Raw genomic sequence first — 16,794 nt, 5'->3', positions numbered from 1 at the left:
CGGCCGCCGTGCGGGCCACCGTCAAGCCGCTGCGCGCCGTGGCGCCGCCAGCCAAGCCGGCGCCGGTCAAGCAGGCCGCGAAAAAATCCGCCAGCGTCGGCGGCGACAGCGACTGGGAAGAGTTCTAAGCCGGCTGCATGGCGTCGCGGATCGACATGCCCCAGGCGGCGTTGCGGGGCAGGAAGTAGCCTGCATCCTGCAGCAATCCCGCATAGACGCGGAATTCGCGCATCGTGAGCAGGGTCGCGGCGTTGCGGTAGGCGGCGATGGGCGGGTGGCGCAAGCCGGCCGCGTCGGGCTGGAACACGGTCAGCGGAAAGCCGTCGTTGTTGTTTTCCATGTCGGCCTGCACCAGCGCGCCGAACGCCACGTGGCGGTGCGACTCGGCGTTGTGGTGCACGCGCCGGAACGCGCCGTTGCCGTTGACCATCCGCCCGTTGAGCAGGTTGATGCAGCGCAGGATGCGCGGCGTGATGTTGCCCATGTCGTAGTGCTCCTCGTTGCCGAAGCCCGCCGGCGCCTGCCAGCCCTGCGGGCGCGGGCGCCCGGTGGTGGTCTCCATGGTCATCACCTTGTCGAGGTTGGTGCCGGCCGCGAACACCTGCCCCCGGCGCGGCGCCATGCCGTTCATCACCAGCCCCGGCTTGGAGATCTCGCGCATGCTGGTGCTGCCGTAGTCGCTCCAGCGCGGACACACCGCCATCAGGTCGTAGTCGCCGGTCATCGGCCGGTCGTTGGCGCCGGCCTCGGACGAGCACATCACCTCCAGCGGCAACAGCAGCCGCGAGGCCATGCCGCGCGCGCTGAAGTCGGTGGCGATGGTGTAGACGTGGATCTGGTAGACCGCAGTGCCGGCCGTGGCGCCGGCGCGGTGCCAGCAGGCCCGGAACTCGAACAGCAGGCCGTCGCCGGAGCGCTGCGCCAGCAGCGAAAAGTCGCGCGTGCCGGGGATGGCCTCCATGAATTGCACCGCCGTGCGCGCGGGCAGCTCCTCGGCCTCCACCAGCTGGCGGGTGAGCTGCTCCAGCGTCAGCTCCAGCACGCGGGCCGAGGCGAAGCCGTCGTTGATGCCCTTCTGGTTGGCGCGCGTGCCCTTCTGCGCCTTGCCCTGGTCGTGGCCGACCTTGCTGTAGGTGCCGTCGTACGGCACGAAGCCGGCCTGCGGCCCCCAGTCCGAACTCTTGCCCTTGACGTGGAAATTCTTGCTGGGGAAACCGTCCTCCAGCCAGCGCCGCGACCACGGCCCGGTCGAGCGGAAGATGATCACCTCGTCGAGCGTGTTGGCCACCTGCTGGCAGGCGATCATGTCGAGCCGCGTCATGCCGTTTTCGGCATGCAGGAACGATGGCATTAAATCAAAGACGGGCATGGCGGCTCCAGGTTGATCATCGCTGCACCCGAGTATCCGTTCACGCCCTTCCAGCGTCAAGAAAAAATTATCAATTCGTCAGCTAGTGAGGAACATCTCCTGCAGATCGTTGAGGAAGCGCTGCCCCAGTTCGGTCGGCTTGATCAGCTTGTGGTCGCGGTACAGCAGGCCCTTGGCTTCGGCCGCGTTGAGCTGCTTCTCGATCGCGTTCAGGCTCAGGCCGGTGCGCTCGGCGAACAGGTTGGGATCGAAGCCGCCATGCAGGCGCAGCGTGTTGAGCATGAACTCGAAGCCCATGTCCTCGCGCTTGATCTCGTACTCCTCCTGCACGGGCGCGCCCAGCCGCACCTGCTCCATATAGGCCTTGGGCTGCTTGTAGCGGGCCTGGCGCAGGATGCGGTGCGGGAACGACAGCTTGGAGTGCGCACCCGCGCCGATGCCCAGGTAGTCGCCGAACTCCCAATAATTGAGGTTGTGGCGCGCGCGGCGGCCCTCCTTCGCGTAGGCCGACACCTCGTACTGGCCGTAGCCGTTGGCGGCGGTCAGCTCGGCGATCATGTCCTGCATGTCGGCGCTGGCGTCGTCGTCCGGCAGCGCCGGCGGGTACTTGGCGAACAGCGTGTTCGGCTCCATCGTCAGGTGGTACAACGACAGGTGCGGCGGCTTGAAGGCCATCGCCGTCTCGACGTCGAGGCGCGCCTCGTCCAGCGTCTGCGACGGCAGCGCGTACATCAGGTCGAGGTTGAAGTTGTCGAAGTTGGCCAGCGCGATCTCCACCGCGCGCTTGGCTTCGCCGCCGTCATGGATGCGGCCCAGCGCCTTCAGGTGGCGCTCGTCGAAGCTCTGGATGCCGATCGACAGGCGGTTGATGCCGCTGGCGCGGTAGGACTTGAACTTCTCGGCCTCGAAGGTGCCGGGATTGGCCTCCATCGTGATCTCGCAGTCGCTGTCGAGCGGCAGCAGGGTGCGCACGTCCGACAGCAGCCGGTCCAGCCCCGCCGCCGACATCAGGCTGGGCGTGCCGCCACCGATGAAGATCGTATAAATCTTGCGGCCCCAGATCAGCGGTAGCGCCATTTCCAGGTCGGTGCGCAGCGCGTCCAGGTATTCCTGTTCGGGGAATGTCTGGCCATCCTTGGCCTCGTGCGAGTTGAAGTCGCAATAGGGGCACTTCTTCACGCACCACGGGAAGTGGATGTACAGCGACAGCGGCGGCAGCGCCTGCAGGTTCAGCGAGCCGGCCTGCAGGTACTTGGCGGCGACGCCGGCGGCCTCGCTGATGTCGGTGGCCGGCTTGGCAGCCTTGCTGGTGGCGCCGACGATTTTAATTGGGATCATTTCAGCTTCTCGACCAGCGCGCGCAGGGCCTGGCCGCGGTGCGACAGGGCGTTCTTTTCATCGGCGCTCAGCTCGGCGGCGCATTTGCCCAGTGCCGGGATGTAGAAGTGCGGATCGTAGCCGAAGCCGCCGTTGCCGCGCGGGGTGGCGATCATCTCGCCGTTCCAGCGGCCGTCGGCGATCACCGGCTGCGGATCGTCGGCGTGGCGCACAAACACCAGCACGCAGTAGTAGTACGCGGACTTGTCGGCATGCGCGGCCAGGTCGGCGATCATTTTCTCGTTGTTGCGGGCGTCCGATTTCGGCTCGCCGGCGTAGCGCGCCGAGTACACGCCGGGCGCGCCGCCCAGCGCGTTGACGCACACGCCAGAATCGTCGGCCAGCGCCGGCAGCCCGGTCAGGCGCGAGGCGTGGCGGGCTTTCTGCAGCGCGTTCTCCACGAAGGTGTGGAACGGCTCGTCCGCTTCGGGGACATCGTACTCGCCCTGGGCGTGCACGGAAAAACCGACCGTCGACAGCAGCTCGTTGAATTCTTTCAGCTTGCCGGCGTTGTTGGAGGCGAGGATCAGGCGTTGGGTCATGGATAATCTGGTGTAACGATGGGGGAAGCCGGCATTGTAATCCTTTTGCGCGCGCGGTTCCTCGGTTCCTGCTAGGGAGTCAGCAGCGAGCGGATCTCGGGCTTCTGGTAGTTCTCGCGGGTGACCATGACGGCGTCGGTCAGGATCAGCGGCGGCTTGACGGCCGCGCCCTTCGCCGCGGCCACCGCGGCCTTCATGGCCTGGTAGCCCATCTGGCGCGGGTCCTGCACCACCAGGCCGTGGATTTCCTGGCGCGTCAAGCCGTCCAGCAGGAACCCGGAGATATCGAAGCCGATGAATTTCTTCTTGCCGGCCAGGCCGGTGAGCCGCAGCGCGCGCAGCATGCCGTCGCTGGTGGATTCGTTGACGGCGAAGATGCCGTCCACTTGAGGATACTTTTCCAACAAGGTTGCGGCGCCACGGGCCGCCTTGCCCCGCGTGCCGCCGCCGTACTCGTCGGCGACGACGACCAGGCGCGGCGTATTCTTCTTCAGGTAGTCGATGAAGCCGTTGGCGCGGTCGTCGGTCGAGGCGCTGCCGGGAATGGTGCGCAGCACCGCCACCGTGCCCTGCCGGTTCAGCAGCTTGGCCAGGCGTTCGGCGGCCAGCGCGCCGGCCGTGTAATTGTCTGTGGTGATGAAGTTGACCTGTGCGTTGCCGTCCACCGCCGAATCCACCACGACCACCTTGATCCCCATGGCGGCCGCCTGCCGGACCGGCTCGGCCAGCCGCGCGCGGTCGGTCGAGGCGATGATGATGGCGTCGACCTCCGGCCTGGAGTAGATGCGCAGGATCTGGATCTGCGAATCGATGTCGTCGTTATGGGCCGGGCCGCGCCAGGTCAGGCTGACATGCCCGTCCTCCTGCATGGCCCGCTCCACCCCTTGCCGCATGAAGGTCCAAAAGTCCTGGTCGCGCGCCTTCGGAATGAAAACCACGTTGAGGTCTTTTGCTTGGGCCGGCCACATCGAAAACGCGATGCACACCAGCAGGAGCGACATCCATTTTTTCATGCCCCCATTTTACAACCGCAGCGGCCTCCGAAGGCGGTATTTCGGCCCGCCGTTGCGGATCAGGCGGTCAGGCCCAGCGCCTGCTTCTGCAGCTTGACCAGGTCGGCGATGCCGCCCTGCGCCAGGTCCAGCAGGCGGTTCATGCCGGCGCGGTCGAAGGCGGCGCCTTCGGCCGTGCCCTGCACCTCGATGAAGTGGCCGGCGTCGTTCATCACCACGTTCATGTCGGTGTCGCAGCCGGAATCCTCGACGTAGTCCAGGTCCAGCACCGGCATGCCCCGGTAGACGCCGACCGAGATCGCCGCCACGAAATTCTTCACCGGGACGGCCGGCAGCACGCCGCGCTCGACCAGCTTGGAAAAGGCGTCATAGGCCGCCACCATGGCGCCGGTGATGGACGCGGTGCGGGTGCCGCCGTCGGCCTGGATCACGTCGCAGTCGAGGTTCAGGGTGCGCTCGCCGAAGGCCTCCAGGTCGAACGCGGCGCGCAGCGAGCGGCCGATCAGGCGCTGGATCTCCTGCGTGCGGCCGGACTGCTTGCCGCGCGCGGCCTCGCGGTCCATGCGGGTGTGGGTCGAGCGCGGCAGCATGCCGTATTCGGCGGTCATCCAGCCCTGGCCTTTGCCCTTCAGGAAGCCGGGCACTTTTTCCTCGATGCTGGCGGTGCAGATCACCTTGGTGTCGCCGCACTCGATCAGCACCGAGCCCTCGGCGTGCTTGGTGTAGTTGCGGGTCAGGCTCAGGGTGCGCAGCGCATCGACGGCACGGCCGCTCGGACGGGATTCAAATGACATAAACAGTATTCCTTATTTGAGGATTTGGGAGGATTTTTCGATGGCGCCGCGGATCTCGGCGATGGCCTTCTCGATCTCATCGTCGTCGAAGGCGTCCGCTTCCGTGGCCGGCGCGGCGGCCTGCTCCGGCACCGGCGCGCTGTTGATCGTGGTGCTGTGCAGGTCCTGCGGCAAGGCTTCGGTCGAGATCACGGTCGACAGCTCGGCCGCGGCCAGCGTGCTGGCGCCCATGCTGTCGATCATGGAGCTGCCCTGCCACATGATGGCCAGCGCGGTGACGTTGTCGCTGGCGCTGCCGGCCGCGCCCAGCGCCGCCTGCAGCAGGTCGGGCACGGCCCGCACCACGGTCTGGCTGTGCAAACGCCGCACCAGTTCATCGTCCGGCAGCATAGACCACAACCCGTCCGAGCACAACAGCATCAGGTCGCCCGGCAGCATGCCGGCGCCGCCGGACACCTCCACCTTCGGCAGGCTGTCGGCGCCCAGGCAGTTGTACAGCTTGTTGCGGTCGGGATGGGTGGCGCGCTCGGACGGCTGCGCCAGGCCCTTGGCGATCAGGCTTTCCACATGCGAGTGGTCGCGCGTGCGCGCCAGGATCTGGCCGTTGCGCATCCAGTACAGGCGGGAATCGCCGCAGTGCGCCCAGGTGGCGGTGTTGTGCTGGATCAGGCAGGCGACGATGGTGGTGCGCGGCGTCTCCGGCAGCTGGTGCTCCTGGCGGTAGCGGTGGATGTCGTGGTGGGCCGCCAGGAAGGCTTGCTCCAGGAAGCGCTGCGGCTTTTTCACGTACGGCGTGGCCTGCTGCTGGAACAGCGCCGACACGGTCTGCAGCGCCACGGTGGCGGCGATCTCGCCGCGCAGGTGGCCGCCCATGCCGTCGGCCAGCACCAGCAGCAGCGCGTCGCGGGTGAAGCTGTAGCCCATGCGGTCCTGGTTGACCTTGCGGCCGCCGATGTGACTTTCCTGGTACACGGAGAATTGCATGGTGCGGCCTCTTGTCGTTGTCGGTCAGATCAGCGTGTCGGGTCCGGCCTTGGCCTGGGCCTGGCGTTTGTCCTGCCCGCCCAGCCGGCCGACCAGCCCGCGCCAGCCGGCGCCCAGCCGGTCCAGCACGCCCTGCGGCGGGGGCGGCGGCGCGGGCGCCACAGGCGGCGCCGCCTGCAGCACCTTCTGCAGCGCGAACAGGCTTTGCGGGCGCTCCAGAGGATCCAGCGCCAGGCACCAGCGCACCATCTTCACCAGCTCCGGCGTGTACTGTCCCTCCAGCTTGTCGAAGTGGCTGGCCATCTTGTCCCCGGTCTTGCGCTGGTCGGCCGGCTGCGGCGGCGCCCCGGCCATGCAGGCGAACATCGAGGCGCCGATGCTGTACACGTCCGACCACGGCCCCAGCCCCCCGGCCTTGGTGTACAGCTCGGGCGGGGCGAAGCCGGGGGTGTACATCGGCGTCAGGGTCGGCAGGTCGTTGTTGACGGTCTGGCGGGCGGCGCCGAAGTCCAGCAGCATCGGCGTGCCGTCGGTGCGCAGGTAGATGTTGGCCGGCTTCAGGTCCAGGTGCAGCAGCTTGTTGGCGTGCACCTCGCGCAAGCCCTTGAGCACCTGCAGGAAGATGGTGCGGATGAAGGCCTCGCCCACCTTGCTGCCCTTGGCGCGCTGGCGCTGGATGTGCTCCTGCAGCGAATGGCCCGATTCGTAGGCCATCACCATATAGACGGTTTCATTGGCGCGGAAGAAGTTGAGCACGCTTACAACATTGGGATGCGAGATACGCGCCAACGCCCTCCCCTCCTCGAAAAAACACTTGAGGCCGATGCGGAACACGGGCAAATGCGCCTTGGAGATGGTCGGCACCAGTTCGCCCTCCTGCCTCAGGGCCAGGGAACTGGGCAAATACTCCTTGATCGCCACCGCCACGCCGTCGCCATCGTACGCCAGATAAACAATACTGAACCCACCGGACGCAATTTTCTTTACAATGCGATATCCAGCAATTTCCAGACCATCTGGTAACGGGGCGTTGTTTTGTGCAGCCATAGGATTCCTCGCCTCAACAACCGGATTGTGTGGATAAATCACTGTTTTGTAAAGATTAAATCGGGGACATCCATTGAGCATTTCCAGTATGACGGGCTACGCCGTCGCCACCAGTGAAAGTGCGGCGGGAACACTGACTATCGAAATCAAGAGCGTCAACTCGCGATTTCTAGACCTTCAGTTTCGAATAAACGACGATTTGCGAGCGCTTGAACCCGATTTGCGCTCGGCGATCATGGCGGCCATCACGCGCGGCAAGGTGGAATTGCGCCTCAGTTTCGGCCGCAAGGCCGCGACCACCGGCTCGCAGGCGCTGAACCTGCCGCTTTTGACCGAATTACAACGCTTGCAAGCCGAGGTGAGCGGCCATTTCCCGGCCGCGCCCACCATGTCGGTGGCCGAGCTGCTGCGCTGGCCCGGTGTGATCGAGGAAGCCCAGATCGGCCAGGAATCGCTGCAGGCCGACGTCGCCGCGCTGACCGCGCGCACGGTGCAGGCCTTCGTCCACAGCCGCCAGCGCGAAGGCGCGGCGCTGGAAGCGATGCTGACCTCGCGCATCGAGGCGATGGAAGTGATCGTCAAGCGCATCACGCCGCTGATTCCGCAGGTGGTGGCGGCGTTCCAGCAGAAGGCGGTCGAGCGCATGCAGGACGCGCTGGGCTTGGCCTGCCAGGGCTCGAATTCGGCGCTGTCGCGCCAGGACGCGCTGGAGCGCATCCGCCAGGAGGTGATCCTGTACGGCATCCGCATCGACGTGGCCGAGGAGCTGGGCCGGCTGTCGGCGCACCTGACCGAGACCCGCCACATCCTGAAAAAAGGCGGCCAGGTCGGCAAGCGGCTGGACTTCATGATGCAGGAGCTCAACCGCGAAGCCAACACGCTGGGCGCCAAGGCCTCGGTCAAGGAACTGGCCGACGCCTCGATGGAACTCAAACTGCTCATCGAACAGATGCGCGAGCAGGTGCAGAACCTGGAGTAAGCTGAACCAGGGCCTGCAATCATGTGCGGATCCGCTTCACCGCGGACGCTATGGCAGGCATATAACTGGGATGCAGTATCCCCATCTTGGGCAGGGGAATGTTGGTTTGCGGTCCGGGCGCGGGATCGAACCAGTCGCTGTCAAATGGCAGCTGAACCTGATGTGCCACGTCAAACTTGGTCCGGTACGACAGGCCACTGGCCGCGAACCCCGGATCGGTGGGATCCAGCACCACCTCAGTCGGATAAATATGGTCCGTCTTTTGGCTGGTGCCGTACACCACTGAAACCTCATGCGTTGCTGACGCGACCCGCGCGACCAATGCCGGCCTTTTCTTGGGCCCCGGCACCCCCGCCAACTGCGGAAAAGCACACCAGACAATATCCCCCGGCGCCGGCAGGGGATGGAACTTGCGTCGTTTTGCCGGGCGCGCCACGGATCAGAATATCCGCTGTGTGAACTGCTCTTCCGGCGTGTCGCTCGCGCTACTGGCCTGGCGGATGGCCCGGACCTGGTCGACGGTCAACGGCCCGTCGTCCTGCTCATAAAAAGGCAAATAGCGGCCGGCCATTTGCTTCAATGCGAGATGGGCCACTTCTGTTTTAGTCAGCCCCGTCACCTTCATCAGCTTCTCGACAGTGGCCTCGCTGACGCCAGTCGGGGTGTCGCGCTCGCGCAAGCGCAGCAGAAATTGAGGCGCAGGCTTTGCCACAGGTTTTGACATTTCAAACTCCCCGACCGGATCAATGTATATCTAAAGTATATCAGCCGCAGCCAATCGCGGCTTGATGTTCGCTACACCAACTGGTTCAGCTTAAGCATCTGCGCATCCGCCAGCCCGTCGATGGTCTTCACCAGCTCCAGGAAGTGCGGCGTGGTCAAGTGGAACTCTAGCGCCTCGGCGTCGCGCCAGGCTTCGAGCACGACGAAGCGGCCCGGGTGCTCCAGGTCGAAATGCAGGTCATAGCGGAGGCAGCCGGCTTCGGCGCGGCTCGGTGGCACGACGCGTTCCAGCGCGGCCTTGAGCACGGCCTCGTGGCCCGGCTTGGCGGTCAGGGTGGCGACAACGATCAGTTCTGGCATGGGAATTCCTGTGAATGACGAGAGCACCCAAGCTGGGGACGATTGAAAGATCAGCAAGTGCAGCCGCCAAAAAATCCCGCTATCATCGCCCCATCGACTTGCGGGGAGCGCTGCATGGCACAGATCAGGGTAGGCATAGGCGGCTGGGATTTCGCCCCGTGGCGCGAGACGTTTTATCCCAAAGGCACGCCACAGAAAAAGGCGCTGGAATACGCCAGCCGGCAAGTGACCAGCATCGAGATCAACGGCACCTTCTACCGCACCGCCAAGCCCGAGCACTTCGCCGCGTGGGCCGCGCAAACGCCGGACGACTTCGTGTTCTCGGTCAAGGCCAGCCGCTTCGCCACCAACCGCAAGGTGCTGGCCGAGGCCGGCGAATCCATCGAGCGCTTCATCACCAGCGGCCTGGACGAACTGGGCACCAAGCTCGGCCCCATCCTGTGGCAGCTGGCCGCCACCAAGCAGTTCGACCCCGACGACCTGCAAGCGTTCTTCAAGCTGTTGCCCGCCAAGCTGGGCACGCGCAAGCTGCGCCACGTGCTCGACGCCCGCCACCCCAGCTTCCTGTGCGACGACTATTACAAGCTGGCGCGCAAGCACAAGATCGCCACCGTCATCACCGACTCGCCCAAGTATCCCAACATCAGCGAGGTCACCGGCGAGTTCGTCTACGCGCGTTTGATGGACGCGCGCAGCGACATCGCCACCGGCTACACCAAGCCCGCGCTGAAACAGTGGGCCGCGCAAGCGCACCAATGGCAGCAAGGCGCCAAGTCCGGCGACGCCTACGTCTACTTCATCAACGGCGCCAAGGAACGCGCGCCCGCCGCCGCGTTGCATCTGCTGACACTGCTGTAAATTGGATGTGAATGCTTGCTCTTGGTAAAATACGTCTTTGGGCGACGAAGTTGTGCGCCCGCTGACGTTTTCGAAAGAGAGACATGAGCTCAACCAACTCATTCGCAGGCAGCCTGTTCATGGTGGTCGCGCCCTCGGGCGCCGGCAAGTCCACGCTGGTCAACGCGCTGCTGGCGCAGGAACCGACCATCAAGCTGTCGATATCCACCACCACCCGCGCGCCGCGTCCGGGCGAGACCCACGGCAAGGAATACTACTTCACCACCGCCGAGGATTTCGTCCAGCGCGCCGACGCCGGCGAGTTCCTGGAATGGGCCGAAGTGCACGGCAATTACTACGGCACCTCGCGCATCATGGTCGAACAACAGATGAAGACCGGCACCGACATCCTGCTGGAAATCGACTGGCAGGGCGCGCGCCAGGTGAAGAAGCAATTCCCGCAGGCGGCCGGCATTTTCATCCTGCCGCCGTCAATCGACGCGCTCGAGGAACGCCTGAAGAAACGCGCCACCGACGCACCGCATGTGATCACGCGCAGGCTGCTGGCGGCGGGCGGCGAAATCGCCCACGCTCCCGAGTTCGAGTATGCTATCATCAACGAAGAATTTGCAGTCGCCCTGTCGGAACTGACGGCGATTGTCAGAGCGGCCCGTTGCCGGTTTGCGCAACAAGCGGCGCGCAACGCCTCGCTATTTGCCCAATTGGGTATCCACGCTGAATAAATACACAAGATTTTAGGAGTTAAGATGGCCCGCATTACTATTGAAGATTGTTTGAAAACTATTCCTAACCGTTTCCAGCTGACGCTGGCCGCGACCTATCGCGCCCGTCAACTGCTGCAAGGCCACACCCCGAAGGTTGAAGCCAAGGACAAGCCGACCGTCGTCGCGCTGCGCGAAATCGCCGCCGGCAAGGTCGGTCTGGAAATGTTGAAAAAGGTCCCAATGTAAGTTGGGCCCGGCGTTCCCGAACAATGTGAATGGTGCGGTTTAGCAGTAGTATGGGATATCCTGATCCCACATTTCCCACACTCTCATTGAGACGGAACGCGAACGTATGAATCTGATCCCTGCCGATCCGACATTGAGTGGCATGCCCGCCCGGGCCAACCAGCCGGCCCTTGCGCCGGCTGCGGCCACGTCCGGAGCCGACGCAGGGGATAGCACCGCCACCCTCGCCTCATCCGCACCAGCCCCCATCCCGCCTGTGATTTCTTCGTCGCCCCTGGCCACGCCCACCCTGACCGCCGGCGTTGCCTCGGTCACGCATCTGACCGAAAAACTGGCCGAGTACATGACCGCCGCCGACCTGAAAAAGGTCAAGGAAGCCTACCGCTTCTCGGACGAAATGCATCTGGGCCAGGTGCGCAAATCGGGCGAGCCCTACATCTCGCATCCGATCGCCGTGGCCGAGATCTGCGCCGACTGGAAGCTCGACGCCCAGGCCATCATGGCGGCGCTGCTGCACGACGTGATGGAGGACCAGGACGTCAAGAAGGAAGAGCTGATCGAACGCTTCGGCGCGCCGGTGGCCAACCTGGTCGACGGCCTGTCCAAGCTGGAGAAGATCGAGTTCCAGAGCCAGATCGAGGCGCAGGCCGAGAACTTCCGCAAGATGCTGCTGGCGATGGCGTCGGACGTGCGCGTCATCCTGATCAAGCTGGCCGACCGCCTGCACAATATGCGCACGATGGAGGTGATGGCGCCGGCCAAGAAGGCGCGCATCTCCAGCGAGACCATGGAAGTGTACGTGCCGATCGCGCACCGGCTCGGCCTGAACAACATCTACCGCGAGCTGCAGGATTTGTCGTTCTCGCACCTGTATCCGCTGCGCTACCGCACCCTGGCCAAGGCCGTGAAGGCGGCGCGCGGCAACCGCCGCGAGGTGGTCAAGAAGATCCTCGAATCGGTCAAGAACACGCTGGCCATGGCCAACATCGAGGCCGAGGTCTACGGCCGCGAAAAGACGCTGTACGGCGTCTATAAAAAAATGCGCAGCAAGCACCTGTCGTTCTCGCAGGTGCTGGACGTGTACGGCTTCCGCGTGGTGGTCGACAGCTTCCCCAACTGCTACGTCGCGCTGGGCACGCTGCACTCGCTATACAAGCCGATGCCGGGCAAGTTCAAGGACTACATCGCGATCCGCAAGCTCAACGGCTACCAGTCGCTGCACACCACCCTGATCGGCCCGTACGGCACGCCGGTGGAGTTCCAGATCCGCACCCAGGAGATGCACCGCACCGCCGAATCGGGCGTGGCCGCGCACTGGCTGTACAAGAACGGCGACGCCAATATGTCGGACATGCAGCAGCGCACCCATGCGTGGCTGCAATCGCTGCTCGACATCCAGCAGCAGACCGGCGACTCGGCCGAATTCCTCGAACACGTCAAGGTCGACCTGTTCCCCGATTCGGTGTACGTGTTCACGCCCAAGTCCAAGATCATCGCGCTGCCGCGCGGCGCCACGCCGATCGACTTCGCGTACTCGATCCACACCGGCATCGGCGACCACACGGTGTCGGTCAACATCAACAACGAGCCGGCCTCGCTGCGCACCGAGCTGCGCAACGGCGACATCGTCGAGATCGTCACCGACGCCAACTCGCGGCCGAGTCCGACGTGGCTGTCGTTCGTCCGCACCGGCAAGGCGCGCTCGGCGATCCGCCATCACCTGCGCACCATCAACCTGCCGGAATCGATCACGCTGGGCGAGCAGCTGCTGTCGCATGCGCTGAGCTCGCTGGGCATCAAGCCGGAGCTGGAAGAGCACCTGGTGGAGCGGCTGCTCAACGAATCGAGCGCCAAGTCGCTTGACGAGCTGTATGCCGACATCGGCATCGGCAAGCGCATGGCGGCCTTGGTGGCGCGCCACATCTTCGGCCTGCGCGGCGGCGAATCGGCCAGCGCGCCGGTCGACCACAACAGCGCGGCCGAGCTGGACCCGGTGACCATCTGCGGCAGCGAAGGCGTGTCGGTGCAGCTGGCGCCGTGCTGTTTGCCGATCCCGGGCGACTCCATCATCGGCCAGCTGCGGCGCGACCAGGGTCTGCTGGTGCACACCGGCGACTGCACCCTGGCCAAGCGGCAGAAGATCAAGGAACCGGACCGCTGGATCGCGGTCAAGTGGGGCACGGAATTGAATCGCCGTTTCGACAGCCGCATCAAGCTGCTGATCAACAACGAGAAGGGGATCTTGGCGCGCGTGGCGGCCGAGATCGGCGAGTCGGACGCCAACATCACGTACGTGGGCATGGACGAGGACAAGGAACACGTGCTGCATCAGCTGCGCTTCACGATCCAGGTCAAGGACCGCGTGCACCTGGCTGGCCTGCTGCGCAACGTGCGCCGCGTGGCCGGCGTCAACCGCATCCTGCGCGAGCGCAGCTAAACCGCGTCGCGCAGCACAACAAGGGCAGGCATCGCGCCTGCCCTTTTTCGTTTACCCAATTGGGGTCAAGTCTGACATTCGGACACGAGCTGTGCCGTAGCAGCCGCTAGGGCACAGCTCGTGTCCGAATGTCAGACTTGACCCCAATTTACTACGGCACAGCTCGTGTCCGAATGTCAGACTTGACCCCAAATTACTTGTACGGATCGTACCAATAAGCCTTGTTGGCCAGCGGCGCCTGCGGGGGTAGCAGCGGATTGTCCAGCCGGAACAGGCGGCGCTTGCGCAACGCCGCCTTCTCGATCAGGCCGTCATAGAATTCGTGGAAGATCTGGTCGAAGCGGCCGTCGGCGATCAGCAATTGCAGGCCGTATTCCAGCCTTCGCGCCAGCCTCGGCTGTCCACCGATGAAGAAGTAGCGCGGCAGCGGCATGTAGATCACCAGGCTGCGCTCCACCGCCAGCTGCGGAAACGCCGGCGCGTATTCGTCGCGCTCGTACAGCGCCTCGTCGATCGCGCGCGGGAAATGCTGGAACCGGTGCGCCGCCAGCATCCGGTGCAGGCCCGCCGTCGTGGCGCCGCCGACCACGTCGAAACCAGCCTGCGCGAACACCGCGGTCGAACTCCACTGCCGCCCCGCGCCCAGGCTCATCGCCTTCAGCTGCGCCAGCGTGCGCACCTTTGAAAACGCTTCCTGCTCGCGACCGTCGATCAGCGAGATGCGGTAGCCCGACAAGCCCTTGTCGACCGGGATGCGCACCGGGATCAGCTCGCGCTCCCATTCGACGGAAGTCACCTGTGCGCTCAGGTTGACGGCCTGCCCTTTCCTCATCTCCACCATCAGCCGGTCGCGCTGCACGCGCAGCGTCGAGATCTCCACCTCATACGCGCCGTACCTGGGACGCGAGGCCTCCAGCGCTGCCTTCAGCAGGCGCAGGACGTGGCTGTTATTGAATTCTGTCTTGCTGGAGTTCAGGTCGATGATGTAACGGTCCAGCGCCAGCGCCGGCTCCTGCCAGCCCGCCAGCGCCAGCAGGCACAACCCTGCCAAGGCCAGCCGGCGGGCTTTAGTCGGCAGCCGGGGCCGGATAGCTCACCTCGAGGATTTCCAGTTCCTCCACGCCGTGCGGCGCCTGGAAGGTGATGACGTCCCCTTCGCGCGCCTTGGTCAGCGCGCGCGCCACCGGCGCCACCCAGCTGATCTTGCCGTTCAGCGGATCGAGCTCGTCGATGCCGACAATGGTGATGGTGCGCGTCTCGTCGTGCTGGTTGCAATACGTGACGGTGGCGCCAAAGAACACCTGGTCGCTGCCATGATGCACGCTGGGGTCGACGATGGCGGCCGAGTCCATGCGCTTGGTCAGGAAGCGGATGCGGCGGTCAATCTCGCGCAGCCGCCGCTTGCCGTAAATGTAATCGCCGTTTTCCGAGCGGTCGCCGTTGGACGCGGCCCAGTGCACAATGCGCACCACCTCCGGCCGGTCGACGTCGATCAGCTGCAACAGCTCGTCCTTGATGCGCTGGTAGCCCTCCGGCCGGATGTAATTCTTCGACCCGGCCGGAATCGCCAGCGCCAGCGCGGCGGCTTCCTCGTCGTCGTCCTGGTCCGACTCTTTGACAAATGCTTTGTTCATGCGGGCTATTGTAACGGCTTCGAGCGGCGCCGGGGCTGTTGTGCACGTTCGGTTTTTTCCCCGCGCCGGCGATGCTTTCACGTATCATGATAGCGATAGAACAATGCTTCAACGATGAAACTCTTCCACCGCTTCTGCCGCTCGCTGTTCGCCCCGCTGGTCTACCTGGCGGCCCTGCTGCTGTTGCTGGAGGATTGGTTGTGGGACGTCGGCATGCGGGTGCTGCGCCGGCTGTCGGCCTGGCCGCCGCTGCACCGGCTGGAGGCGTGGATCTGCACGCTCGGCCCGTACGCCGCGCTGGCGCTGTTCGTGCTGCCGGCGCTGCTGCTGTTCCCGGTCAAGCTGCTGGCGCTGTGGGCGATGACGCACGGCCACGCGATGCTGGGCCTGCTCGTCATCGTGCTGGCCAAGCTGGGCGGCGCGGCGGCGGTGGCGCGCATCTTCCTGTTGACGCGGCCGGTGCTGATGACCATTGTCTGGTTCGCCCGGCTGCTGCACTGGTTCCTGGCGCTCAAGGAACGCTGGATCGAACGGCTGCGCGCCACCCGCGCCTGGCGCCGCGTCAGCGCGCTGGCCAAGGCCTGGCGGCACTGGCGCCAGCACGCCACGCCGTCGCCGCGCGGCTGGATCGCGCGCTTCCGCCGCCTGCTGCGGCGCTTCCGCGCGCGCTGGCGGCCCCGTTAATCCATACTATTTATACCGATATCATGAACGCAGCCTCCCCTCCCCCTCCCGACAGCGCGGCCCTGGCCGCCGAGCTGGAACAGGTGCGCGCGCGCTTCGACGCCATCGTCTCCAACACGCCGGGCCTGGTCTACCAGTTCGTGCTGCACCCGGACGGCCGCGTCTCCTTCCCCTATCTGAGCGACGGCTGCCAGGCGCTGCTGGGCCTGACCACGGCCGAGCTGCACGACCATCCGGACCGCTTCCTCGAGCTGATCCTGGCCGACGACCGCAAGTCCTACCTGGACGCGATGCAGGCCTCGGCCACCGCGCTGTGGAGCTGGAACTGGGAGGGCCGGATCTGGATCGACGCCTGGAAGGACGTCAAGTGGATCAACCTGCGCTGCACGCCGCACGCGCTGGCGGACGGCGCGGTGCGCTGGGACGGCATTATGACCAACATCAGCGAGAGCAAGCAGGAGCAGCTGGAGGTGCAGCACTCGCGCGCCCGGCTGGCCGAGCTGAGCGCGCATGCCGAGCGCGTCAAGGAGCAGGAGCGCGGCCGCATCGCGCGCGAGATCCACGACGAGCTGGGCGGCAATCTGACCGCGATCAAGATGGCGGTCGCCATGCTGGCCGCGCGCCTGGACGAGGTGGGCGACTTCCCGGCGCTGCGCGACAAGACCGACTACGTCGACGCCCTGGTCGACCGCACCATCGACGCCGTGCACCGCATCTCGCTGGACCTGCGCCCGGCGCTGCTGGACCTGGGCCTGGCGGCGGCGCTGGAGTGGCAGCTCAAGGAGTTCGAGAAGCAGACCGGCATCGCCTGCAGCTTCAACGCCAACCAGCGCGACGCCGAGCTCGACAACGACCAGGCCACCGCGCTGTTCCGCATCGCCCAGGAGGCGCTGACCAACATCGCCAAGCACGCCGGCGCCACCCGGGTCAGCGTCAAGCTGGCGCGGCTGCGGCACCACATCAGCCTGAAGATCGGCGACAACGGCCGCGGCATCCGCCAGGCCGACCGCGCCAAGCCGGCCTCGTTCGGCCTGCGCGGCATG

19 protein-coding genes are annotated in these 16,794 nt (G+C 65.3%); 7 read left to right on the top strand and 12 right to left on the bottom strand.

The features are described from left to right. Positions 1-124: 124 nt before the first annotated feature. The 7 genes from GTP90_RS31370 to GTP90_RS31340 form a co-directional block, all read right to left on the bottom strand. The gene (locus GTP90_RS31370) at positions 125-1,369 is read right to left on the bottom strand and encodes an anthrax toxin-like adenylyl cyclase domain-containing protein (RefSeq protein ID WP_161087193.1); all 1,245 of its coding nucleotides are present in this window, start codon (positions 1,367-1,369) and stop codon (positions 125-127) included. Between the two features lie 78 nt (positions 1,370-1,447). Then, a complete protein-coding gene (gene hemW, locus GTP90_RS31365) occupies positions 1,448-2,707 on the bottom strand; it encodes a radical SAM family heme chaperone HemW (RefSeq protein WP_161087192.1) in 1,260 nt (419 codons plus the stop codon). Beyond that, on the bottom strand, positions 2,704-3,288 hold the full coding sequence (rdgB, locus tag GTP90_RS31360) for an RdgB/HAM1 family non-canonical purine NTP pyrophosphatase (RefSeq protein ID WP_161087191.1): 585 nt from the start codon (positions 3,286-3,288) through the stop codon (positions 2,704-2,706). The genes hemW and rdgB overlap by 4 nt, the downstream gene beginning before the upstream one ends. Before the next feature lie 71 nt (positions 3,289-3,359). Further along, on the bottom strand, positions 3,360-4,289 hold the full coding sequence (locus GTP90_RS31355) for an ABC transporter substrate-binding protein (RefSeq protein ID WP_254452131.1): 930 nt from the start codon (positions 4,287-4,289) through the stop codon (positions 3,360-3,362). 71 nt (positions 4,290-4,360) lie between these two features. Next, positions 4,361-5,095 (bottom strand): ribonuclease PH, encoded by a 735-nt coding sequence (gene rph, locus GTP90_RS31350; RefSeq protein WP_161087189.1) that lies wholly within the window; start codon positions 5,093-5,095, stop codon positions 4,361-4,363. 12 nt (positions 5,096-5,107) lie between these two features. Beyond that, on the bottom strand, positions 5,108-6,079 hold the full coding sequence (locus GTP90_RS31345) for a PP2C family protein-serine/threonine phosphatase (protein ID WP_161087188.1): 972 nt from the start codon (positions 6,077-6,079) through the stop codon (positions 5,108-5,110). Positions 6,080-6,103: 24 nt separating this feature from the next. After that, the gene (locus GTP90_RS31340) at positions 6,104-7,126 is read right to left on the bottom strand and encodes a serine/threonine protein kinase (protein WP_161087187.1); all 1,023 of its coding nucleotides are present in this window, start codon (positions 7,124-7,126) and stop codon (positions 6,104-6,106) included. 88 nt (positions 7,127-7,214) lie between these two features. Between GTP90_RS31340 and GTP90_RS31335 the strand changes: the two genes are divergently transcribed. Next, a complete protein-coding gene (locus tag GTP90_RS31335) occupies positions 7,215-8,105 on the top strand; it encodes a YicC/YloC family endoribonuclease (protein WP_161087195.1) in 891 nt (296 codons plus the stop codon). Between the two features lie 19 nt (positions 8,106-8,124). On the opposite strand, the gene GTP90_RS31330 is transcribed toward GTP90_RS31335, so the two are convergent. From GTP90_RS31330 to GTP90_RS31320, 3 genes are all read right to left on the bottom strand, one after another. Then, entirely contained in the window at positions 8,125-8,541 is a 417-nt protein-coding gene (locus GTP90_RS31330; protein ID WP_161087186.1) for a type II toxin-antitoxin system PemK/MazF family toxin, read from the bottom strand. 3 nt (positions 8,542-8,544) lie between these two features. Further along, entirely contained in the window at positions 8,545-8,829 is a 285-nt protein-coding gene (locus GTP90_RS31325) for a hypothetical protein (protein WP_161087185.1), read from the bottom strand. Between the two features lie 71 nt (positions 8,830-8,900). Next, positions 8,901-9,188 (bottom strand): putative quinol monooxygenase, encoded by a 288-nt coding sequence (locus tag GTP90_RS31320; RefSeq protein WP_161087184.1) that lies wholly within the window; start codon positions 9,186-9,188, stop codon positions 8,901-8,903. Between the two features lie 114 nt (positions 9,189-9,302). Here GTP90_RS31320 and GTP90_RS31315 point away from each other — a divergent pair, with 114 nt between their 5' ends. The 4 genes from GTP90_RS31315 (at position 9,303) to GTP90_RS31300 (ending at position 13,433) form a co-directional block, all read left to right on the top strand. Beyond that, complete coding sequence (locus tag GTP90_RS31315; RefSeq protein ID WP_161087183.1) at positions 9,303-10,046, top strand: DUF72 domain-containing protein; 744 nt, start codon at positions 9,303-9,305, stop codon at positions 10,044-10,046. 83 nt (positions 10,047-10,129) lie between these two features. Further along, the gene (gene gmk, locus GTP90_RS31310) at positions 10,130-10,768 is read left to right on the top strand and encodes a guanylate kinase (protein ID WP_117011606.1); all 639 of its coding nucleotides are present in this window, start codon (positions 10,130-10,132) and stop codon (positions 10,766-10,768) included. Positions 10,769-10,792: 24 nt separating this feature from the next. Further along, positions 10,793-10,996: a DNA-directed RNA polymerase subunit omega gene (rpoZ, locus tag GTP90_RS31305; RefSeq protein ID WP_008451304.1), complete on the top strand. Its 204-nt coding sequence runs from the start codon at positions 10,793-10,795 to the stop codon at positions 10,994-10,996. Between the two features lie 106 nt (positions 10,997-11,102). Further along, positions 11,103-13,433 carry a RelA/SpoT family protein gene (locus GTP90_RS31300; protein ID WP_161087182.1) on the top strand — a complete coding sequence of 777 codons (2,331 nt, stop codon included), beginning with the start codon at positions 11,103-11,105 and terminating at the stop codon, positions 13,431-13,433. A gap of 193 nt (positions 13,434-13,626) precedes the next feature. Here the strand turns inward: GTP90_RS31300 and GTP90_RS31295 are convergent, their stop codons facing one another. Next, on the bottom strand, positions 13,627-14,484 hold the full coding sequence (locus tag GTP90_RS31295) for a transporter substrate-binding domain-containing protein (RefSeq protein WP_254452130.1): 858 nt from the start codon (positions 14,482-14,484) through the stop codon (positions 13,627-13,629). Between the two features lie 16 nt (positions 14,485-14,500). Then, complete coding sequence (greB, locus tag GTP90_RS31290) at positions 14,501-15,067, bottom strand: transcription elongation factor GreB (RefSeq protein WP_008451309.1); 567 nt, start codon at positions 15,065-15,067, stop codon at positions 14,501-14,503. Between the two features lie 114 nt (positions 15,068-15,181). On the opposite strand from greB, the gene GTP90_RS31285 reads away from it, so the two are divergent. Together GTP90_RS31285 and GTP90_RS31280 are read left to right on the top strand one after the other, a co-directional pair. Next, positions 15,182-15,751 carry a hypothetical protein gene (locus GTP90_RS31285; protein ID WP_161087181.1) on the top strand — a complete coding sequence of 190 codons (570 nt, stop codon included), beginning with the start codon at positions 15,182-15,184 and terminating at the stop codon, positions 15,749-15,751. A 23-nt stretch (positions 15,752-15,774) separates the two neighbouring features. Next, the coding region (locus GTP90_RS31280) for a sensor histidine kinase (protein ID WP_161087180.1) at positions 15,775-16,794 on the top strand (1,020 nt) is incomplete at its 3' end.

The sequence above is a fragment of the Duganella vulcania genome (assembly GCF_009857655.1).
Taxonomy (GTDB): domain Bacteria; phylum Pseudomonadota; class Gammaproteobacteria; order Burkholderiales; family Burkholderiaceae_D; genus Rugamonas; species Rugamonas vulcania.
The sequence above is the reverse complement of the archived record's forward strand: the minus strand, read 5'-3'. Positions and strand labels throughout refer to the sequence as shown.